Source organism: Mesorhizobium sp. M0340, from assembly GCF_040321535.1.
Lineage (GTDB): Bacteria > Pseudomonadota > Alphaproteobacteria > Rhizobiales > Rhizobiaceae > Mesorhizobium.
Genome location: NZ_JAMYRR010000011.1, coordinates 69,068 through 90,633, shown reverse-complemented (window position 1 = coordinate 90,633; position 21,566 = coordinate 69,068). Strand labels below are relative to the sequence as shown.

18 protein-coding genes are annotated in these 21,566 nt (G+C 60.6%); 8 read left to right on the top strand and 10 right to left on the bottom strand.

Annotation, left to right across the window (positions count from 1 at the left end):
- Window positions 1–37: 37 nt before the first annotated feature.
- Window positions 38–1,963, top strand: a complete 1,926-nt coding sequence (gene asnB, locus NKI79_RS17535) for an asparagine synthase (glutamine-hydrolyzing) (RefSeq protein ID WP_352803059.1) — start codon at window positions 38–40, stop codon at window positions 1,961–1,963.
- On the opposite strand, the gene NKI79_RS17530 is transcribed toward asnB, so the two are convergent.
- Window positions 1,937–3,055, bottom strand: coding sequence for a glycosyltransferase family 4 protein (locus NKI79_RS17530; protein ID WP_352803056.1), 1,119 nt, complete (start codon window positions 3,053–3,055; stop codon window positions 1,937–1,939). The genes asnB and NKI79_RS17530 overlap by 27 nt on opposite strands.
- 169 nt (window positions 3,056–3,224) lie before the next feature.
- Between NKI79_RS17530 and NKI79_RS17525 the strand changes: the two genes are divergently transcribed.
- Window positions 3,225–4,664 carry a lipopolysaccharide biosynthesis protein gene (locus NKI79_RS17525; RefSeq protein WP_352803053.1) on the top strand — a complete coding sequence of 480 codons (1,440 nt, stop codon included), beginning with the start codon at window positions 3,225–3,227 and terminating at the stop codon, window positions 4,662–4,664.
- Window positions 4,665–4,708: 44 nt separating this feature from the next.
- Here NKI79_RS17525 and NKI79_RS17520 read toward each other — a convergent pair whose 3' ends face one another.
- From NKI79_RS17520 to wecB, 3 genes are read right to left on the bottom strand one after another with little or no spacing between them, the layout of a single operon-like run.
- Window positions 4,709–5,512 carry a WecB/TagA/CpsF family glycosyltransferase gene (locus NKI79_RS17520; protein WP_352803051.1) on the bottom strand — a complete coding sequence of 268 codons (804 nt, stop codon included), beginning with the start codon at window positions 5,510–5,512 and terminating at the stop codon, window positions 4,709–4,711.
- Complete coding sequence (gene wecC / locus NKI79_RS17515; protein ID WP_352507205.1) at window positions 5,509–6,840, bottom strand: UDP-N-acetyl-D-mannosamine dehydrogenase; 1,332 nt, start codon at window positions 6,838–6,840, stop codon at window positions 5,509–5,511. Before wecC ends, NKI79_RS17520 begins: the two co-directional genes overlap by 4 nt.
- Window positions 6,833–7,987 carry a non-hydrolyzing UDP-N-acetylglucosamine 2-epimerase gene (gene wecB / locus NKI79_RS17510; RefSeq protein WP_352475698.1) on the bottom strand — a complete coding sequence of 385 codons (1,155 nt, stop codon included), beginning with the start codon at window positions 7,985–7,987 and terminating at the stop codon, window positions 6,833–6,835. The genes wecC and wecB overlap by 8 nt, the downstream gene beginning before the upstream one ends.
- A gap of 201 nt (window positions 7,988–8,188) precedes the next feature.
- Between wecB and NKI79_RS17505 the strand changes: the two genes are divergently transcribed.
- Window positions 8,189–9,631, top strand: a complete 1,443-nt coding sequence (locus NKI79_RS17505; RefSeq protein ID WP_352475699.1) for a glucosamine inositolphosphorylceramide transferase family protein — start codon at window positions 8,189–8,191, stop codon at window positions 9,629–9,631.
- On the opposite strand, the gene NKI79_RS17500 is transcribed toward NKI79_RS17505, so the two are convergent.
- Window positions 9,580–10,959, bottom strand: a complete 1,380-nt coding sequence (locus NKI79_RS17500; RefSeq protein WP_352803047.1) for a VpsF family polysaccharide biosynthesis protein — start codon at window positions 10,957–10,959, stop codon at window positions 9,580–9,582. The two genes, NKI79_RS17505 and NKI79_RS17500, sit on opposite strands and share 52 nt — an antisense overlap.
- 159 nt (window positions 10,960–11,118) lie before the next feature.
- Window positions 11,119–12,186, bottom strand: a complete 1,068-nt coding sequence (locus NKI79_RS17495; protein WP_352803044.1) for an acyltransferase family protein — start codon at window positions 12,184–12,186, stop codon at window positions 11,119–11,121.
- Between the two features lie 323 nt (window positions 12,187–12,509).
- On the opposite strand from NKI79_RS17495, the gene NKI79_RS17490 reads away from it, so the two are divergent.
- Window positions 12,510–14,060, top strand: a complete 1,551-nt coding sequence (locus NKI79_RS17490; protein ID WP_352803041.1) for a GumC family protein — start codon at window positions 12,510–12,512, stop codon at window positions 14,058–14,060.
- 8 nt (window positions 14,061–14,068) lie between these two features.
- Window positions 14,069–15,175, top strand: a complete 1,107-nt coding sequence (locus NKI79_RS17485; RefSeq protein WP_352803039.1) for a glycosyltransferase — start codon at window positions 14,069–14,071, stop codon at window positions 15,173–15,175.
- A 93-nt stretch (window positions 15,176–15,268) separates the two neighbouring features.
- On the opposite strand, the gene NKI79_RS17480 is transcribed toward NKI79_RS17485, so the two are convergent.
- On the bottom strand, window positions 15,269–16,129 hold the full coding sequence (locus NKI79_RS17480; RefSeq protein WP_352803036.1) for an alpha/beta hydrolase: 861 nt from the start codon (window positions 16,127–16,129) through the stop codon (window positions 15,269–15,271).
- A 239-nt stretch (window positions 16,130–16,368) separates the two neighbouring features.
- Here NKI79_RS17480 and minC point away from each other — a divergent pair, with 239 nt between their 5' ends.
- The 3 genes from minC to minE are packed head-to-tail and all read left to right on the top strand — an operon-like array spanning window position 16,369 to window position 18,192.
- A complete protein-coding gene (gene minC, locus NKI79_RS17475; RefSeq protein ID WP_352475705.1) occupies window positions 16,369–17,088 on the top strand; it encodes a septum site-determining protein MinC in 720 nt (239 codons plus the stop codon).
- A gap of 19 nt (window positions 17,089–17,107) precedes the next feature.
- Window positions 17,108–17,923, top strand: coding sequence for a septum site-determining protein MinD (gene minD, locus NKI79_RS17470; RefSeq protein WP_254819515.1), 816 nt, complete (start codon window positions 17,108–17,110; stop codon window positions 17,921–17,923).
- A complete protein-coding gene (minE, locus tag NKI79_RS17465; protein WP_023677151.1) occupies window positions 17,920–18,192 on the top strand; it encodes a cell division topological specificity factor MinE in 273 nt (90 codons plus the stop codon). The genes minD and minE overlap by 4 nt, the downstream gene beginning before the upstream one ends.
- A gap of 179 nt (window positions 18,193–18,371) precedes the next feature.
- Here the strand turns inward: minE and NKI79_RS17460 are convergent, their stop codons facing one another.
- From NKI79_RS17460 to NKI79_RS17450, 3 genes are all read right to left on the bottom strand, one after another.
- A complete protein-coding gene (locus NKI79_RS17460; protein WP_352803034.1) occupies window positions 18,372–19,691 on the bottom strand; it encodes an ABC transporter substrate-binding protein in 1,320 nt (439 codons plus the stop codon).
- Window positions 19,692–19,785: 94 nt separating this feature from the next.
- Window positions 19,786–20,634 carry a carbohydrate ABC transporter permease gene (locus NKI79_RS17455; protein ID WP_352803032.1) on the bottom strand — a complete coding sequence of 283 codons (849 nt, stop codon included), beginning with the start codon at window positions 20,632–20,634 and terminating at the stop codon, window positions 19,786–19,788.
- On the bottom strand, window positions 20,631–21,566 hold the full coding sequence (locus tag NKI79_RS17450) for a carbohydrate ABC transporter permease (RefSeq protein WP_352737326.1): 936 nt from the start codon (window positions 21,564–21,566) through the stop codon (window positions 20,631–20,633). The genes NKI79_RS17455 and NKI79_RS17450 overlap by 4 nt, the downstream gene beginning before the upstream one ends.

Here is a 21,566-nt window from a genome sequence, read left to right as displayed (position 1 = left end):
GTACTGAAGTGAGGAATGCGCGCGCCTAGGGGGAACAATGTGTGGAATTGCCGGATGGATCGGTCGAAGGGCTAAAAATCCACAAGAGCGGGCCGCCAGAATGTCAAACGCATTGCGGCATCGCGGTCCCGATGCCGAAGGCTCCGAGATATTGGACCTGAATACCGGCGAGCAACAATTGGCATTGGTCCATCGCCGCCTGGCGATCATTGACTTGGCGCCTGAGTCAAATCAGCCGATGCAGATTGAGGACGGCCGTCTCAAAATAATTTTCAACGGAGAGATATATAACTACATCGAGTTGCGCCAGGAACTGATCGGCCTTGGCCATCAATTTCGAACGCGCTCCGATACCGAGGTGCTGCTCCGAGCCTACGATCAATGGCGCTTGTCCATGTTCGACCGGCTGAGCGGCATGTTCGCCTTTGCACTCTGGGATGCTCAGAGGCAGGAATTGATTCTCGCCCGGGATCCCTTCGGGGAAAAGCCGCTTTACCTCATGCAAAGCGAAAAATTGCTGCTGTTTGCCTCGGAGATCAACGCATTGCTGTCATCGCAGCAAGATGCTCAGGAACTCGATCTGGATGCCGTGCACGAGTATCTGAACTGGCGTTATGTGCCGGGACCGCGCACGCTTTTCAAACAGATCCGCAAGCTCAATCCCGGAAGCTATGCTGTCTGGTCGCAAGGGGTAGTCAAGGAAACGCGCTACTATACGCCTCCGGACCAGGCTGCCCTGACCGAGCGGATCGACGGAAAAACCGCAAAGCGGCGATTTCTGGAACTGCTCGACCATTCCGTCGAGATCAGGATGCGCAGCGATGCACCTTTTGGGGCCTTTCTCTCCGGAGGGCTCGACTCCTCGGCTATCGTCGCGCTGATGGCCAGGCACAGCGCCACGCCCATTCGCACGTTTTCTGTCGGGTTCGACGACGCAGCCTATAGCGAATTTGCATTCGCCCGACGCGTTGCCGATCATTTCAAGACCGATCATTGCGAGCTTGTAATCCAGCCGGCCGATCTGATGGATCATCTGCCGACGATGGTTCGCCAACGCGGGGCACCTGTTTCGCAAAGCAGCGATATTCCAATTTACCTGATGTCGGAGCGCGCCTCGCAAGACGTCAAGATGGTGCTCACCGGCGAAGGAGCCGACGAGATTCTCGGCGGCTATCCCAAGCATCGCGCGGAATCACTGGCCGGGATCTACCGGTCGCTTGTCCCAGCCTCGCTGCACGACAACGTCCTTTCCCCTGTGGTACGCGCGATGCCGGGCGCGTCGGCCAAGGTCGATACGTTTGCCCGCACCGCGGGCGAAAGGGACTTTGCCGCCCGGATGGTCTCCTGGTTTGGAGCCGTTTCCGCGCAGCAGCGCGCTTGCCTGATCGGTGCGTCCGCAAGTCGCCGTTATGAGCACAACGACTTTCCGTTCTCGTCAAGCGCTGCGGCCTCCCATCTTCGCCGCGTGCTGTTTTTTGATCAGACGTCGTGGCTGCCTGACAATCTCCTGGAACGAGGCGACCACATGATGATGGCGGGTTCAATCGAAGGAAGAATGCCGTTCCTCGATCGCGACCTGGTTTCGTTCGTCAGCAAATTGCCCGATCGCTACAGGCTGGGTTGGTTGCACAGCAAGCAGATCCTGCGCGACAGCATGGCCAATATCCTTCCGGAGGAAATTCTCAGCCGCCGCAAGGTCGGGTTCAAGGTACCGGTCGCCGAATGGTTTCGCGGATCGATGAGGAACTACGTGCATGACCATCTTTGCTCGCCTCACTCCGTCATTCGCAGCTATCTGAGTCCGAAACAGCTTGATCAAATCGTCTCCGAACACACCACGCGTGCCGCTGACCACGAAAAACTGATATGGGCGCTGTTGAATTTGGAGATATTCCACCGCGAATTCAGGCTCGAAGCGCCGCCGCGATCGTCGGCCTCAGCGCTTGACCGGTTGACGGCTTGACGCGGCCGACCGCCAGACATCGCAGATTGCGCCGACAAACGGGGCGAGCTCAAGCCGTTCCCGATGCACGGCCATGGCACCGGCACCAAGCCTTGCCCTCAGTGCCGGGTTCTCCACGAGGCGGCTCAACGCGTCGGTCAACGCTGTAACATCGCCTGGCGGCACCAGCAGCCCGGATTGCCCCTCGGTGATTATGTCTTCGACCGCGCCAACCGGGGTCGCGACCACCGCCAAACCGGCTGCCATGCCTTCGATCACCGACATCGGCAGATTTTCGGCGAAGGAGGGAAGAACCAGAATATCGGCCGAAGAGATCAGCGATGCGACATCGTCAGGTCCCACCCAACCCGGAAAGGCGATCCGGTCTGCAATCCCCAGCGCGGCTGACTTTGTCCGTGCCGCCTCGACTTCGCCATCTCCGGCAATCGTGGCGCGCCAATTCTTGACAGGGCTCATGCGGTGCAGTGCCTCCAGCAATTGCGGTACGCCCTTGCGGTCGCCGATGCGGCCCAGGAACAGGATATGCACATGGTCGCCGCCGCCGACATGCGCCAGCGACGGGACTTCGGTCGCATTGGGCACGATCACAATATTGCCGGCTGCGCCCGGCGCCCGGCTGGCGACGAAATCGCGCCAAAGCCTGCCCAAAACGATCACCCGATCGGCGTGCTCGAACAGAGCTTTAATACGGCGGCTTATGAAACCGCGGTCGGCTTTCCAGAATGTCTGATACTGCGCCCCGTGCAAATGCAGGACATAGGGTATCGACAGCAGCCGTGCGCAGGCGGCGATCACCATCTTGCGGTAGGTGCTGCCGGAAACTGAGATGTTGATGTGAATGACATCGGCACGCCCAGCCAGACGCGCTTTAAGCATCCGTAAGCAAAAGCCGAGCATATAGAAGATCGAAAGTCCGACATGCCCCGGGCCACGGCTGGCAAGGAAGCACACATCGATGTCGGCGATTTCTTGCCGTTCGAACTCCTGCTTCAGCGCCCCCATGATGCGGTCGATGCCGCCCTGCCCCGAAACGCCCGACGGCGTCGCGACCAGGACATGTATTTTTCGATCGGATATGAGGAGCTGCAACATGATGGTACTCTAAATAACACAGACCGGGTAACTGCAAAGCAAACGTTCCCGATAAGGTTTACGGCAAATCTTTTAGTTCAAACTGAATCTGTTCACCCTTCGCTGTCATCGCGCTGGATTTTCCGCCCGTCGGCGGCTAGTCGAAGGTGAGTTTTCCAGGGACACGCCCTTGCTGCTCCGTTCCACGCTCATTTATGCTCCGGCGATCCTGCTGACGCGAATTTCGGCGCTGCTCCTGCTGGTCGTCGTGACGCGTTTGATCGACCAGACCGAGTATGGCCTGCTCACCCTGGTGGTGACCGTCGGTGAAATGACCGACATTGCCGTCACCAACTGGCTGCGCATCGCCTTGCTCAGGCTTGGCGGCAAGGGCGAGGTCAGCCGCGGCAGCCTGATGCTGGCGGGGCAGGTGTTGCTTGCGACCACGGCCCTGGCGCTGGTCATATCGGTAGGCGCGTCGGCGGTGATCGTGCCTGAACGCTGGGTCGACTTCGCGATCGCGGTCTGCGGCTATCTGGTCGCCGGGTCCATCAGCCGCTTCGCCTTGACGGTGCTGCAGATGCAGCAGCGCCATTCGGTCTATTCGATGCTAGAAGCCCTGCGTGCCCTGCTGCAACTCGCGTTACCGATCGGCGCTATCCTTGTCTTTCAGGACAGCTTTCTGACGGTGTCGCTCGGTTCGAGCCTCGGCGCTTTGATTGCCGGCATCGTGGCGGGGATCATGGCATCCCGACGCGTCGTTAACGGTCCGCCGCGTTTCACCCACAGAGACTTCTTTGCGCTCGGTGTGCCGCTGATCATCATGGCGCTGGTTGGCTTCGGTCTCAACAGCGCGGAGCGTCTGTTCCTCAAGTTCTATTACGATGCCAGCGCCGTGGCGATCTTCGCCGCAGCCTATGCGTTAGCCCGCCAACCGATCGATATGGTCGCCAACGCCATCAACATGGGCGCCTTTCCCGAGGTGGTCAGCCGCTTCGACGAGGACGGGCCCGCGGCATCGGGTCGGTTGCTGTCGCAGTTGATGGCCTTGATGATGCGGCTTTGCCTGCCTATTGCAGCGATGCTGGTCGCGCTCAGCGGCGATATCACCGAGCTCATGCTGCCCTCGCAATATCACGGCCGCTTCGGCCTGCTGTTTCCAATCATTGCCTTCAGCGTGCTGTGCGCCAACCTCACCAGCTTCGTCTATGGCGTGGTGGTGCACGCGCACAAGCGGCCGTGGCTGCTGATCATCGCCAACCTCTTCGGCTCGGTGGCAACAATCGCATTGTCCCTGCTGTTGATCCCCCCGATGGCCGAGATCGGTGCGGCTTTGGCGCTTGCGGGCGGCTCGGTAGTGGGCTCCATAACCTGCATTGTCATCAGCGAGCGGCTCACGCCGGTGCCAGTGCCGTGGCGCGACATCGGTGTTTCGGTAATCATCTCGCTCAGCACGGGGGTGGCCGCCAAGCTTGCCAGCATGGTGGCCGGCGACGTGCCGGCGATCTTCTCGCTTGTCGCCGGCGGCACCGCCGGCGCTGCGGTCTTCTTCGGGCTGACCTCGTTGTTCCATCCTGTAGCAGCGACGCAATTCGTCGCCCAGTTGCGGGAGCGGCTGCGGATCGCGTAAGGCGAAGTCCAGGGCCGACGCCTGTTTTGTGAGGGAACGCGAATCTATAAACCGGCGTTTCGGCGCCAGCGACGCTCCCAGAACTCCCGGCAGAGCAGCCCGGCATAGGCAGTGTTGGTATCGTAGTAGCGGCGCCACAAGCGTCGCGGCTCCTGGACGACGCGGAACAGCCACTCCAGGCCGGCCGCTTGTATCAGCTTCGGCGCACGGGCAACCTTGCCGCCATAGACGTCGAAACTGCCGCCCACGCCCATCACGAAGCTTGGGGCGAGTTCACCGCGGTAGCGTTTGAGAAAGCGTTCCTTGCGCGGTGTCGGCATGGCCACCAACAGGCAGTCGGCATCCGAGGCGTTGATCGCCGCGACGATCCCGGCCTCGTCCTCCGGCTTGAAATAGCCGTTGCGCGTTCCCGCTATGCTGAGGCTCGGATGGTCATTGGCAAGTCTCGCTACGACCGCGTCGAGAACGTGCTGTTCGGCCCCCAGCAGATACGGCCTGAATCCACGCATCGCGCAGAGGCTCAGCAGATTGATCATGATGTCGACGCCCGCCACCCGCTCCGGCAACGCGACGCCGCACAAACGCGCGCCCCAAAGCACTCCGATGCCATCGACATTGACGACGTCCGCCCCGGCCACGTCGTCGCGCAGTTCGGCATTCTGGCGCATGGTCACCAGCTTGGCGACATTCACGACCACATGGTGCAGCGGCCGCCGCAGGGTCATCGCCTCTTCGGCGATGGCCAGCGTCTCTGCCATGGTCAGCGCATGGATAGGTGCGCCAAGGAACTCCCGGCGCCGTGACGCCAACAGGGAATGCTGCGCCCATGCCGGGGCGTGCGCGTTCATGCGGCCTGCTCCCTTGCAAGCGGCACTTGTGCGATCTCTGGTTTCTTGCCTTCGATGCGGGCGTCCGGCTTGCGCGCCTTGCGCCACGTCCACAGGCCCCTCGTATCGACGAGCTTCTTGTCCTTGAGCGCTTCGGGGTCGACCAGATTGAATTGCCGATGGTCGACCAGCAGGACGACGATATCGGATTTGTCGATGGCTGAAAGTGCATCGGTGAACACGATGCCTCTGCCCTCGAGCTCGTGCGGCAGCGCATTTGTGTTGGGTTCAGCCGCAATGATCTTCACATTGGGGATATCGGACAGAAGCTTCACCACTTCGACGGCCGGGCTCTCGCGCAAATCGTCGATGTTGGCTTTGAAGCTGAGGCCAAGACAGGCGATCGTCTGCTTGCGGGAGGGATCGAGCAAGGCCTCGATATCCCTGACCACCGACATGGGCCGCTCGGAATTGATCCGGCGTGCCGAAGCCATCAGCCGCGTGCTGTTGGGTGCGGCATCGATGATAAAATATGGATCGACCGCAATGCAGTGACCGCCAACGCCCGGGCTCGGCTGGAGGATGTTCACGCGAGGGTGCCGATTGGCGAGATCGATCACTTCCCATACATTGAGCGACAGATCCTGACACACTGCGGCAAGCTCGTTGGCAAAGGCGATGTTGACGTCGCGGAATGCGTTCTCCGTCAGTTTCACCAGCTCAGCACTTTCGGCCGTTGTCATGAACAGGTCGCCGGTGACGAAGGTCGAATAGAGTGCCGCGGTCCGTTCCGACGATTTGCGGGACAATCCACCGATCGAGCGATCATTGTTGATCAGCTCGGTCAGCACCTTTCCCGGCAGCACGCGCTCGGGCGAATAGGCGACCAGCACATCGGCGTCTTCGCCATGCTGGACAGGAAATTTGAGATCGGGCCGCAATTCGGCAAGCAGCCCGGTCATGATCCGCGTGGTTCCGACCGGCGATGTCGACTCCAATACCACAAGGTCTCCCCGCTTCAGCACTGGGGCGATGCTTCGTGCCGCCGCGAGCACGTAGGTTACGTCCGGCTTATGGTCGTGGGTCATCGGGGTCGGCACGGCGATGATATAGGCGTCCGCCGGCTGCGGCGTGCTGTAGGCCATGAGCTTGCCGTTCGCCACGACCTTCTGGATCAGACCGTCAAGGTCCGGCTCGACGATGTGGATTTCGCCGCGGTTGACCTTCTCGACCACCGCTCCGTTGACATCGACGCCAATGACGTTGAGCCCGCGGCTGGCGAAAATGGCGCAGGTCGGCAGGCCGATATAGCCCATGCCGATTACGGAAACGGTTTTGATTTCAGCCATGATGCAGCAGTTCCTCAACAATCCGGTTACTGGCCCGGCCATCGCCATATGGGTTGTGTCGTTCCGCCATGCCGCGATAGGCAGCCTGATCGTCGAGCAGGCGATTGGCGTTGAACAGGATTTTCTCGACATCGGTGCCGACAAGACGGGCGGTGCCGGCCACGATCCCCTCGGGTCGCTCGGTATTTTCGCGCATTACCAGCACCGGCTTGCCGAGTGAAGGCGCTTCTTCCTGCACGCCACCGCTATCGGTAAGCACCAGATAGCTCTGCTTCTGCAGGTACAGGAACGGCAGATAGTCCTGCGGCTCGACCAGGTGGATGTTCGGCACGCCTTCCAGGTCTGCGTTGACCACTGAGCGCACATTGGGGTTTGGATGGACAGGGTAGACGATCTGCACGTCTCCGCGCGCCGCCAATCCCTTCAACGCCGTACAGATGCGCTGGATGCCGCCGTCGAAATTCTCGCGGCGATGGCCGGTGACGAGGATCATCTTCTTGGAAGGGTCGAGGAAAGGGAAGCGGGCAGCGAGCTTCGCGTTCATCAACCTGTCGGCATCGATCGCGCTTGAAAAATGCAACAGTGTGTCGATCACCGTGTTACCGGTTACGAAGATGGTGCTTTCGGCTTTTCCTTCGGCGATGAGGTTGTCGCGCGCCTGAACGGTCGGCGCAAAATGCCAGGTGGCGATGTCGCCGGCAATCTTGCGGTTCAGTTCTTCAGGAAACGGCGAGTTGATGTTGTGGCTGCGCAATCCTGCTTCGACATGAGCGACCGGGATACGCTTGTAGAAGGCAGCCAGAGCCGCAGCCATCGCCGTGGTGGTGTCGCCCTGCACCATGACGATATCGGGCTTGGCCTTGTCCAGCACCTCGGCCATGCCCAGCAGCACGCGCGAGGTCACGTCGAACAGCGACTGGCCGGGTTGCATGATGTTGAGATCGTGATGCACAGGCAGGCCGGTCAGCTCGACAACCTGGTCGACCATTTCGCGATGCTGGGCGGTTATGCATATTTCGGTGATGAAGCCTGGATGAGCAAGGGCGGCACGCGCCACTGGAAAGCATTTGAGTGCCTCCGGCCTCGTGCCGAACACGATCAGCAGTTTCTGCCTCGATGGCAGTTTTGGACGTGAAAGGACGTTCATCGCTGATCCTGGTCGCCTGCAGCCTTCGGGACATGCCGACTATTGCCCGCACGAGTTATAATAGCGTCGAGAAGCGCCTTCGTGATCTCAATTCTTAATATATGATTAACAACCAAGGCCGCGTTCTCCCGGGTTAACTCTTGTGAAAGGTTGGGCTGACAAGTAGTCTATGGCAGTAGTCTTGAAAAAGAATATATTGGATTGACTAATATTTTAATCATCGGCCACGCCGGCGCATCCCGGCGCTGGGAAAATGAGCTTCTGGCGCGGTTGAGTGCGGCTGGACATGCGGTTTCGAGTAGCCGCGCGCCGACGCCTGAACCCAATGCGCGCTCGATGGATAATGTGCTGGCGCTCGAGGGCCGGCGCTTCGGCCCCTCACTGGCAAGCCGTTCCCGGCCGTTGCCATCCGGCGACACCGGCCCAGTCGATCTTATAGTCGATCTCACCGCTAGCGCCGCACGACGGGGCACGCCTGTCCTGACGCTCGAATTTTGCGGCCACAGCAGCTTTGCCGCGGGTATGACCGAGATGCTGGCGAGCGGGCGGTTGCCCGAACTCACCGCGCGCCTCGACGGCGTTGCCGTCGCCAGGGCACGGCCGATGATCAGCGATCGGCTATGGCTCTCCCGGACCAGCAACGACCTGCTCGCCGGCGCCATCTCCGTGATTGCCCAATGTGTCGCCGGCTTTTCAGCGGGCAAACTTGCGCCGATTATTGAGAGGCCGGCGCCGCCCCTGCAGAAGGGCGGATTTATCAGGCACTATCTGCCCTTTTTCGGCAGGGGAATGGTCGACCGCGCGGTGCAAAAACTGCGACGTGGTCGGCGCCCCTTCTATTGGCAGGTTGCTTACCGGCTGATCGACGGTCCAGGCGTCGCCGAGACCGGACGACTCGACGGTAAGCCGTTCACCGTGCTTGCCGATGACGGGCAGCGCTTCTACGCCGATCCGTTCGTTCTCGAGCGCGACGGCCGCCATTTTCTGTTTGTCGAGGAATTTCCCTATGCCACGGGCCGCGGCGTGATTTCGGTGGCCGAACTCGGCACCGACGGCACTTTCGGCGTGCCGAAGGTGGTGCTGGAGGAAGCGCATCACCTGTCATATCCGCAGGTGTTCGCTCACTCCGGCGAGATTTTCATGATCCCGGAAAGCGCTGCGGCGCGCGAACTGGTGCTCTACCGTGCCGTGCAGTTTCCGGATCGCTGGGTACGCGATACGGTGCTGATGACGAACAGGGATTTCAACGACGCCACGCTGCTCGAATCCGACGGCCGCTTCTGGCTGTTGGGGACAGAGCGGTTCGGTCACGGTAGCGCGTCTGACACGATGGCGGTCTATTCCGCCCCGGCATTGCGTGGGCCGTGGGCTGCGCACGCGCTCAATCCCGTCGCGGTCGACCACTCCGCCACTCGGCCAGGCGGCGCCTTTATCCGCCAGGAGGGCTCGCTGCTGCTGCCGGTGCAAAACGGCTCAAGAGCCTATGGTGGCGGCCTGGGGTTAATGCGACTGGATCGGCTTGATGATTTCGATATCCGTTTCGAACTACCCCGCCCAATCGATCCGGGGCCGGCATGGGCCCGCGCGGGCATTCACACGCTCAACCGCGCCGGCAGTGTTGAGGTCGTGGATAGCGCCGGCTGACCGGATCTGAGGTCGGGCTTAACGAGATCCAGCCGGGTTGGGTGGGACGCAGCGGCCGAAGGAATGCTTTCGATCTGGCCCCGATAGGGCTGCTTTCTGAAGGCAAGCAGCAACACCACCATAATCGCAATCTCCGGCGACTTTGAAGAGAGCGCGTTGTTCGACAGCGCGGCAAGCAAGAAAGTCATGGTGCCTATCCAGGCAGGCAGCGGCGCCCCGCGCAGCAGCCGAAAAATGAACCAGAATATCAACACTGTAAAGAGCACTGCTATGGGCAGGCCGAAGAGCATGATGATGACCACCGGCGCGCTCTCGATGAAGGGGAGATGCAGCTTCTCGTTGACGATCTTCAGGAGTTCGTCGCCGTTCATGCCGAACAGGATGTCTTTCCAGCTGACAAGTCCGAACACCTGGTAGATCGTCACCCGGGCCATAAAGTTTTGGTCGAAGATGGTGTTGCTGAACCGGTTCAGCAGACCGCCCGCAAACAGCATCGCTACGAGCACCGCGCCACCCGTCACGGTGAACATCAGCACGACAAATTTGGCCTGCCGCTCATACTTGAGCGACAGGCCCGGCCAAGGCACGAACAGCAGTAGAATGAGGATTTCTCCGGCAGCGAGCAGCAGTGCGGCGCGAGCGCCCGATGCAGCACAACCGACGACCAATACGAAGATCGCCACCACCCGCACCCATATGCGCCAGCGCGTCAGCGGTACGAAGCCGATGACTGTGGCGCAGAGCGCGCCCAGTGACAGCGGGTGGGCTGCCAGGCCGATCGGCCTGAACTGCAGTTCGTTGATACCGTACGGCAGAAATCGATGTTGGGTCACGGCCTCGATCGTGCCGATCACGGCGCTGAGGATGGCCATTCCAAGCACGACGTCGCCCAGCGCCCGCCGCGACTCCGCGTTTAATGCCAGCATCAACAGGCCTGCGGCGCCGGCCACCAGATAGGTATCGATGATGAACCCGGAGGAGCCCGCGCGGCCGGTAACGAACAGATAAGGCACCAGCGCGAACATCAGCACCGAATAGCGCATCAACGCTTTGAACATTCCAATTTCGTCGCCCTGCAGCAGAAACGGTCGGCTGAAAAGAACGACAGCAAGCAGCAGGAAGATCGCATAGGTGCCGAAATGCAGCTTCTCGTAGAACGAGCCTCCCTGGGCCGTATAGTCGACGACCATGTTCATCACCTGCGGCGACACCGTAAAGCGAAGCAGGAACGCGAACGCCGCGCACAGGAAAAACAGCAGCGACAGCGCGTTCTGACGGCGCGCCTGGGTGGACAACAATCGTTCCGATGCGGCAGCGGGATAGCTCATGGTCCATCCAGGTGAAGATGTTCAAACGGCATTCCGGCCAACGAGATCCATTCAAGGACCGCCGAAGGGAGGCGGCCTGTGTGTGCCGGCGAAATATGCGCCGGGCCATGCGTTTGCCACAACCGTTAAATTCGATGCCCGTACGTTTGCACGGTCTCCTTATTTGTTCCCCGTGACAGCGTAAGGAAGCGATGTGTTTCTGATCGTTCTTCTGCCGTTCAGAGCGAGAAGAATCGGCTTCTCGATCATCTGGTGGATCACCAGACTGGCTATGCAGGCCGTCACGATGCTGACCACGGAGACCAGCAACACCGTCGCCGGATGTTCGTAGCCGATGGTGCGCCTGGCCAAATAGGCCACGGCGCCGATCACGAAGATATGCGACAGGTAAAGCGCGTAGGAGGCGTCGCCGAGCTCTTCGAGCAGGCTCCAGTGCTTCAGTTTCGGTTCCAGTATGAGGCCAAGATGAAGCAGGCTGGCTGCCCACATTACCTGCCCTACGAAGCTGATCTGGCTCATCAGCGGCGTGCCGTCATCGACGAATGCAAGCACCACACCTGCAGCGGCCATGAGGCCGAGTAGCCAGGCATGGCGTGTGCCGGAAACAAAGCCGCCATCCAGATAGCGCCGGCCTACCCACATGCCGATGACGAACGCCACCGGAGAAGCGTTCAGATAGAACTGGATAACAGGGTTGGTGGGAGCCATCAGCAGCCCGGCCAGCCACATCGCAATGAAAAAGACCGTCAGCACAATTACGCGCGCGGTCACTGACAGGAACGCGAGCGCCGCAAATGCGATATAGAAATAGACCTCATAATTGAGCGTCCAGCCGAGTGCCAGAATTGGGCTGACGCCATCTCGTTCGGGCGCTTCGTGGACAACGAAGAAGAGCGACTGGAGATAGTGGGGCCACGTAAAGACAGTCGTCTGGAAGAGACTTGGTGCAAGAGCGGCCAGAAGTGCGGCGACGCTTGTGAAAAGCCAGTAGAGGGGGACAATCCGGATCGCCCGGCGTTTCAGGAAGGTTGGAGCAGAGAAAACACCATTTCCTGTAATATAGACCATTATGAACCCGCTAACGACGAAAAACAGAACAACGCCAAGGCGCCCCGCGGTCACGATAATCGGATTGTTGATGCCGATCTGGTAAGAAAAAGCGTGCGCGAACAGAACCAGCAAGGCAGCGCAGGCGCGAAGATACTGGATCGAATAGAATTTGTTCACGTTCCTCTCCTGCAATTGCAGGCGACTGATGCCATCCTGCAGGTCGCGGTCAGTGCTTCAGTTGTCATCCAAAAGGCGTTGCAATGCTTTCAATACAAGCGCGCCGTTAAGTGCTCGTTACCGATTTCATGAAAATCACGCACCCGGTTCGGGCGCCAATCCGGCGCTGGCAAGGATTCGCACCAGATTCTGGGCAACGGATCCCTTCAACGTCCACCGGACGAACGGGTATGAACGGCAAAATGGGCCAACTTGGAAAATAAGATGTTAACGATGTTTCTGTAGAGCAGGCCAAGCGTAATGATTTAACAAGGGTTGTCACCATGTCTGCCGGTTCCGGCACCCCCCCTATCTCCGCGGCGGCTTCCAACAACAGTGCATTCGAGCGTATTGCCAATGCACGGCGCAGGGCATTGCTGCAACAGCATGGCCCAGTCGCGGCGCTAAGCTCCGCACCGGTGACGCCGCAACCTCCGGAGCCTGTCGCCACGGTGACCCTGGACAAGATCGGCGATTTCCTCGAGCTCGATTTTCGACGCCTGTTCGTCTGGCTGCGGGCCGGCCTGGCCCTGGCGCTTATGCTGGCGGTAATCGGCGGCATTGTTGGCGGCGCCTATGCATTGCTGAGCAAGCAGCGTTACACCGTCACGACCGAGGTCCTCATCAACCCTTCCAATTTGCAGGTTGTGGAAAACGACCTCTACTCGCAACCGGGCCAGGTCGATAGCCAGTTGCTCAGCACGCGCAGCAAGCAGCGCATCCTGACCTCGGGCAACGTGCTTTCCCGTGTGGTGGACGAACTGAATCTGACTCACGATCCAGAATTCTTCGATCCGGACCGGAGCATATCCTCGTCTGGCGCTGTGGCGAAGCCCGACCCGAGGCTCATCGCCTTGAAGAATCTGGCGGACCGGGTAGACGCCATCGCGGACCCGACATCGTTCGTCACAACCCTCTCGGTATCTGCGGAAACCACCGCCAAGGCGATCCTGATCTCGCAGGCCCTAGTCAAAAACTTCCAGGAAGAACTGGCCAAGGCAGAAGCTGCCGGCGCCAGCCGTGCCGCGGCAGCCCTCGACAGCCGGCTTGGCCAACTCAAGAGCGATGTGCAAGCAGCCGAAGAGAAGGTCGAGAGCTACAGGCGTAGCCACAATCTGTCCACCAGCAATGGCCAGCTTGTCAGTTCGCAGACGCTGACGCAGCTCAATGGCGAAATCGTCGATGCGCAATCGCGCGTCATCGCCGCGCAGGCAAGCTACGACGCCCTGGTTGCCTCCGGCATCAATGGGGCAAATCCCGACCCCACGGTTTCGGAAGCGCTCGCAGCGCTGCGCGACAGGTCAAACAGCCTGCGGCAGCAGATCGATTCACAGTCGATGACCTTCGGCCCGCGTCACCCGACGATTGTCAGGCTCAGGACGGAGCTCGAGACCGTCAACTCGCAACTCCGGGCCGAGTTCTCCCGCACCGTCGGCACGGCAAAGGCCAGCCTGGACAAGGCCAGGGCCTCGTTGGCTTCTCTCAACGCCAGGATGAACGATCTGAAGAGCAATGTTTTCACCGACAGCGAGTCCGAAGTCGCCCTGCGTGAACTTGAACGCGATGCCGCCTCGAAGAGAGCCGTCTATGAGAGCTTCCTGTCACGTGCACGCCAAATCAGCGAGCGCGAGCAGATCGACACGACAAACGTACAGGTGATTTCGACCGCGGTGCCCCCGCCCGCGCGCTCATGGCCCCCGCGCACTGCCTTGGTAGCAGGCGCAGGAGCGTTCGCAGGCTTTGCCTTGGGCATGCTGCTGGCCATCGGCATGGGCATCATCCGCGACATGCGTCGGCCGCCGAACCGACCAGGCCTTGCCGCCAGCCGAGCCTGAAGCAAGGCATGGTGAAGCGCATCGTTTTCCACATCGCCAGCCTGAGGGGCGGCGGCGCCGAACGTGTCTTCGTCCTGATGGCAAATGAACTGGCGTCGCGTGGCCACGAGGTCACGCTTTTTGCCTGGAACGCGGAAGGCCCTAACGCCGCGCTGCGTTCCGCTGCCGTGCATCTGGTCGACTTCGGCCTTCTCTTGCGCGGCGAGGGTTACGCCAAGTCGGCGACGCTGAAAGGCATCGTGCGAAGCGCAAATTTGTTCCGCCGCCTTGATCCTGATGCGGTCTATAGTGCCCCGGAATTCGCCAATCTGGTGATGGCGCTGTCACTCATGTTGGCCAGAAGCCGGGCAAAATTCTTTCCAAGTTTCCACGCCGCCGCCTCGCTGCCTGCCAGCGGCCTCGGCGCGAGACTGGCGATCGGGCTTTCCGCGCTGGTTGCAGCGCGTGCAACCAAAGCCATCGCCGTTTCGGCGGGTGTCGGCCGTGACATCATCGCCCGCGGCTTCCCCAAATCCAAGGTCGTCGTCATCAACAACCCGCTGCCGCCGGCTGAAGCACCGCAGGGGACTTCCTATGCCTGGCAGGCAGCGTTGGCGGCGATGGGCGATGGCCCGGTCATCGCCACCGCCGGACGCCTGGTGCCGGTCAAGGACCACCGGACTTTGCTGCGGGCCTTCGCTGCCCTGCGCGCCGGCCGCCCTGCCCGGCTTGTCATCTTCGGCGAAGGTCCGCTGGCTGCCGAATTGCACGCCTATGCCGAAGAGACCGGCATCGGCGCGCACGTGCTCTTTGCCGGCTACGTCAACGACCTCGCAGCTTGCTATGCCGCAGCCGATCTGTTCGTTCTGTCATCGACCAGCGAAGGCTTTGGCAACGTGTTGGTCGAGGCCATGGCTGCAGGTGTCCCCGTAATCTCCACCGATGCCCCGCATGGCCCGCGCGAAATACTCGGTGACGGCCGCTTCGGCGCCTTGGTGCCGGTCGGTGACGCCGCAGCCCTGGCAAAGGCGATGGCCGAAATGCTGGATCACCCCATCCCTGGTGCCGTGCTGAGAAACAGGGCGCTGGATTTCACAGTCGACAAGATCGGCGATCGCTACGAAGCGTTGCTCTAGTTGTCGCGCACGGCCAGCAGATCGCGGTTGGATGCGATCGACGCGGGCGGGTCTTGATTGCCGTAATCTCTTCACAAGCTGGAGCGCAGCGGCTCATGGTGAGGCGTCCCGTCGTTCCTTGAGTTGCTGGGCGAGGAAGTCCTTGACGGAATCGAGAACCGCGTCCCGTTCATGAGATACGCCTGGCAGCAAATCGAAGCGCACGCGCGCACCCGCCTGCTCGAACGATCGACACAAGGCCATGAGGCGTTCCGGCCGTGTTCGCCCGGCATCGTTGGCGCCTGGCATCCAATGGGTGCTGCCTTGGACATGAGTGATTTCCCAAGTCTCCAGGTCGGCGTCGCCGACGATCATCTGGAAAGGCACTTTTGCCAGCGCTGCGGCATCGAAGGTGATGCCGAACTTCTCCGGCAGATCGCGAATGCCCACCCACCAGTCACGCGTCGGATCGAGCAAGGTCACCGAGCCTGGCGCGCCGATTGAGGCCGCCCAGAGCCTGTCGGGATGCAGGATAGCAAAACGATGCGTGAAATGCCCGCCGCCGGAAAATCCGAACATGGCAAAGCGGCTCCAATCCTGACTGTATTTGGCGCTGACCTCCTCAATCATGGCGATCAGCACCTGATCGTAGCGTATGTTGCCCTCGAGCATATATTTGTACCCGCTGCGGGCATCATCTCCGAGAACGCCGATCGGAAACAGCGGACACAAAACGGCGCAGCCGTTCCAGCGTCCGAACTCGGAAAACGCGTCGCGGAATCCAAGAAAAGAGGTGCGGCCGGTGCCATGGACAGCGACCATCAGGTCGACTTTGGCCCCTTCTCCAACCGCGGGAGGCACATACAGGCAATAGTGAAAGCGCGGGTCTGATTTGGAAGCAAAGATGGCGGTCGCGCCAAGGTCATAGGTAGCGCGACCGCGATCTGCGACAGACCCCCTGGCAACGCTTGTCAAACCGATAACTCCTTAATACGCCCGGCGTTCACGGCAATCTTATACCGGTCGGCCGACCTCGTGAACTGGATGCGCCTCCAGGCAGCCGCGAGGAGGACCTCGTCTTGCACCGGAAGCAGGTCGCCGGTGGGACGATCGGAGGCAAAAAGAATGCCTCCGCCAACGCCTCGGGCAGCCGCCATTAACTTTTCGTTAACCATGCCGGGCTAGCCTTAACCAATCAGTAAGGACTCGCCTCTGTGACCTGCGTCGCTCCCATCCAAAACAAGTCCATACGCTTTCGAGCGCGCTCGTTTGTAGCCTTCACCCTCACCCCTGAGGCCCCGCTAGGGGAATGGCTGCAAAGCCTCGATCACTGGACCGAAAACTCTCCCGGCTTCTTTGCCGGCCGCCCGGTTGTGCTCGATCTGACTATGTTCAAGCCCGAGGTGGGCGAGATGCGGGATCTTGTCTCACAACTCGCGGAGCGCGGGATTCGCATTTACGCGATCGAGGCCGATGGCAATGTTGCTCTTGATGCCGATCTGCCGCCGCTCCTCGTTGGCACCAAGGAGGCCACCGCTGATGCGCTTTACGCGCAGCCGAACCCGAAGGCCGCCGCTGAGGCCAAGACGGAAGAGCCGCAGGCGCCGAACTCATTGATGATCAAGGCACCGATCCGCTCCGGCCAGTCGATCTTTCACCCCGATGGCGACGTGGTCATTGTCGGCTCCGTCAGTTCCGGATCCGAGATCATCGCCGGAGGATCGATCCACGTCTACGGCACGTTGCGTGGACGTGCGTTCGCCGGCGCCACGGGAAATTCCGCAGCTCGCATCTTTTGCCGGAAAAATGAAGCCGAACTTCTGGCGGTAGACGGCTGGTACCGCACCGCCGAGGAGATGGACGCCTCCTCGCGAGGAAGGCCGGTACAGGCCTTTCTCGAGGACGGCGCACTTTGCGTCGCACCGCTCAACTAACAACATTGGAGGCACAAATATGGGCAAGGTAGTGGTTGTCACATCCGGCAAAGGGGGTGTCGGCAAGACGACCTCGACGGCCGCTCTCGGCGCCGCGGTCGCGAAAACCGGCAAGCGGGTGGCCCTCGTCGACTTCGATGTCGGCCTGCGCAACCTCGATCTGATCATGGGCGCCGAGCGGCGCGTTGTTTTCGATATCGTCAACGTCATTCAGGGAACCGCCAAGCTCTCGCAGGCGCTGATCCGTGACAAGCGGCTCGAAACGCTGTTCCTGCTGCCGGCCTCGCAAACGCGCGATAAGGATGCTCTCACCGAGGAAGGAGTCGCCGATGTCATCGACAAGCTGCGATCGGTTTTCGACTACGTCTTCTGCGACAGCCCGGCCGGCATAGAGCGGGGCGCGCAACTTGCCATGCGCTTTGCCGACGAGGCGGTAATCGTTACCAACCCGGAAGTGAGCTCGGTCCGCGATTCCGATCGCATCATCGGCCTGCTCGACTCCAGGACGATGAAAGCCGAGCAAGGTGAATCGATTGCCAAACACGTCCTCGTCACGCGCTACGACGCTGCCCGCGCTGCCCGCGGCGAGATGCTCAGCATTGATGACGTTCTTGAGATCCTGTCCACGCCTCTGCTGGGAATAATTCCCGAGAGCCAGGACGTGCTGCGCGCATCCAATGTGGGCGCGCCGGTTACGCTCAGCGAAAACACCAACCCCGCCGCACGCGCCTATATCGACGCGGCAAGAAGACTCGAGGGCGAGGACCTGCCGGTCATTCTGCCTTTCGAACGGAGGGGCCTCCTCGACCGGCTGTTGGGAAGGAGGGCAGCATGAACCTGCTCGATATCTTCAAGCGCCGTGGCAGCGCGCCCGTGGCGCGCGAGCGCTTGCAACTGCTGTTGGCTTACGAGCGTCGAAGCCGCAACCAGCCCGATCTCGTCTCCGTGTTGCGCGAGGAGATCATGGCGGTGATCGCCCGGCATGTTCAGGTCGACCAGGATTTCCTGCAGGTAAGCATGGATCACGGCGAAACGACGTCGAGATTGGAGATCGACATCCAGATCCCCAACAAAGTCGCAATGCCCATGGCCGCGGCGTTCTAACGAAACCCTCCAGTCAGGGCTTGCGTCGGCTGCTGCCGAAATTGCGGCGCCGTGGTTGGTGTGCTTGAGCCGGTCGCCGGCAAGTTCTCGCAATTCGAGGACAATAACCACTCCCTCACCAAAACCCCGCGGCCGTTTCCAGCCGCGGGGCGCCTTGGGAGGCCTTTCGAAACCCGTGGTCAAATGTTGGCGAGCAATTCGTTGACGCGGCTTTCCATGTCGGCAAGGGCGGTGTCGACGTCCTTCTGGCCACTGATTGCTGCACTCATCTCTTCGCCGATAATGTCCTGGATCGCGAACTGACGCTGTACGGCGGACGGCAGCGGCTTGCCGAGATCAGCGACCGCAGAGATCGTGTTGCGATGCGGCAGCGCCTTGAAGGCGTCCGAAGTGATGACGGCCTTGTAGGCCGGCAAGTGGCCGGTGCGCGACCATTCGAAGTCGTTGTCGGCGAAGAACTTCAGGAATTTACCGATAGCCGCGATCTGTTCAGGCGTGCGGTCTTTCTGCGAAACGGCCCAGGTGTGGCCGTCGGCATATTGCGCATGGGCGCCGCCAAACAGCTGCGGATACGGATAGACCGCATATCCGCCCTTGTTGAGCGCCGTCCCCTTGGTCTCGGACTGGGCGTTGTAATCGCCGACCACCCACGTACCGTTGAGATGGACGCCACCCTCGCCCGCAAGGAAGGCGTTGATCGAGCCGCCATAGTCGAGATCCTTGGTGGTGTAGCCCTTCTCGAAGATCGCCTTGTACATCTCGACGACCTTCTTGGCTTCCGGCGTATTCAATTTCACATGCTTCGGATCGGCAAAGAAATCGGAATCCTGCTGGAAAAGATAGGTGTAGAGGTTGCGTGTGTAGAGTGCAGTCTCATTGGCCAGGTTCTGGACGAAATAAGGCTTGCCCGTCTTCTGCTTGAACTGTTCGGCCTGGGCGAGCAGTTCCTCGGGCGACTTTGGAAAAATCGGCGTGCCGTCGGCATTGACGAGGCCGGCTTGTTTGAAAAGATCCATGTTGACGTGATAGAGCATCGTCCAGCTGTCGATCGGCAGGCCATAGATCTTGCCGTCTTTGGTGGCGCCGTTGCGTGCCGCGTCGGTGAAAGCGTCGGGTGTCACGCCGACCGACTTCAAGAGATCGTCGAGCGGCATCAACAGGCCCTTCGACTGATAATCCGACAGTACGGATTCATGGATCGTGACGATGTCCGGAGCGTCGCCTGAAGCGAACTGGGCGGTCAGCTGATCATAGCCGGGCCATTCCACGGTGGTGACGTTGACGTGGACATCGGGATTGTCGGCGTTGAACTTGTTGATCAGCGAGGTAATGATGCCGCATTCGCCAACGGCCTTGGTGGCATCGGTGTTGGTGCCGAAATCGGCATCGCAGGCGCCGAAAAAGCGCTGCACGCTCAGTTCCGTGGCCGCAAAGCTTGGAGCTGCGAGCAGCATTGCGCCCGCAGAGACTGCGGCAAACACTATTTTCTTCAGTTTCATATCAGTTCCTCCTACTGAGTTTCCGCCGCTCCACCCTGGATTGGCTTTCGTGCTTCAATCGCCGCGCATTCCCCCGGCCGTCAGGCTATCTTCGTTATCTCACCGCAGCGCCGGAGACCGCCGTGACGATGTATTTCTGGAAGAACAGGTAGACGATCAGGATCGGGGCACCGGCGAACACCGCCTGCGCCATCAGGAAGCCGATGCCTTCGGACTGGGCGAAATTGGTCTGGGTCGAGGCCATGCCGACCGTCAGCGTGAACATGTCCTTCCTCGTCGCCGAAATCAGCGGCCAGAAGTAGTCGTTCCACGCGCCGAGAAAGGTGAAGATGCCGAGCGTCGCCTGCGCAGGCAGCGTGAGCGGCAGAAGCACCTTCCAGAAAATCCTGAGCCGGCTGGCGTTATCGAGCATGGCGGCTTCGTCCAGCTCTTTCGGGATGGCCTTGAAATACTGGGTCATCAGGAAGACGCCGAACGGAGCCGAAAGGCCCGGCAGAATGAGCCCTTGATAGGTGTTGTGGAACTTCAGCATGCTGAATATCTGGTGGCGGGCGACAAGCACCGCCTGTTCCGGAACCGCCAGGCCGAACAGCACGATCACGAACAGCACGTCTCGGCCGGGGAAATTCAGCCGTGCAAAGCCGTAGCCGGCGAGCGACGACAGGATCAACGTGCCGAGCGTCAATCCGCCCGAGACGATGATGCTGTTGCGCACCCAGATGAACACCGACGAGGTGCCGACGGTGTTGATGTAGTTCTTCAGCGTATAGGGCGCGTGAAACACCGAGTTCGGATCGGCCATCAGCTCCGTATTGTCCTTGAGCGACAGGCCGATGACCCACAGAACCGGCGCGATCATGACGATCGAAAGCAGGATGACGAGGGCCAGCAACACATGGTCGCCAAATGCCCGTCCCTTGATGGAAGCGGCCGGAGCGCTCATGCCTGGTCTCCCCTGCTGCGCGTCACCAGGTACTGGGCCATGGCCGCGACCAGGATGAGGATGAACAGGATTTCCGATGCCGCGGCGCCCAGGCCGAGATCCCAGCGACGGAATGCGGTATCGTAGATGTAGAGCACGATCGGCTTGGTCAGGTTGTTCGGACCGCCCCGCGTCATCAGCCAGGCCTGGCCGAACAGCTGGAATTGCAGCACGATCTGGATGATGATCACCAGGATGAAGGTCCGCTTGATCGACGGCAGCGTGATCGAGCGTAGCGTCTGCCAGCGATTGGCGTTGTCCAGCGCTGCCGCCTCGTAAATATCCTGTGGAATCTGCTGAAGCGCCGAGAGAAAGAGCATCATCGGCAGGCCAATGCACCACCAGATGGTGGCAATGGCGATGCCGATCATCGCAAGGCTGGGGTCGGAAATGAAGGCCGGTGCGGTTGCGCCGAACCATCCATAGATCGTCGACAACAGGCCGACATTCGGAATGAAGACGATGCGCCAGATCAGCGTGACGATGGTGACCGACAGCACCGACGAGGAAAAGAACAGCGTCCGCAAAACCGCGGCAGTGCGCGTGCGGCGGTTGAGGCAAAGCGCCAGGAAAAGGCCGATCAGCGCCAGCGTCGGCACCGTCAGAAGCACGAAGTAGAAGGTGTTCCAGATCGATTGCAGGAAGACCTTGTCGTGATACAGCCTGGCGTAATTGCCGAGACCGACAAAATTTCCGGACGAAAACGTGTCGGCCTTGTGGAAACTCAGCCACATCCCCCAGAGCAGCGGGAAGAGCAGCAGCGTGGTGAAGAAGAACAAGAATGGCGCAACGAAAATGAAGTTTCGCCATTGCGGCGCATAGATGTCGGCGGTAGGGGCTCTGACGCCGACAGCAAGCGTCGCGGTCGGGGACGTCGCCAGCCGGTCAACCAT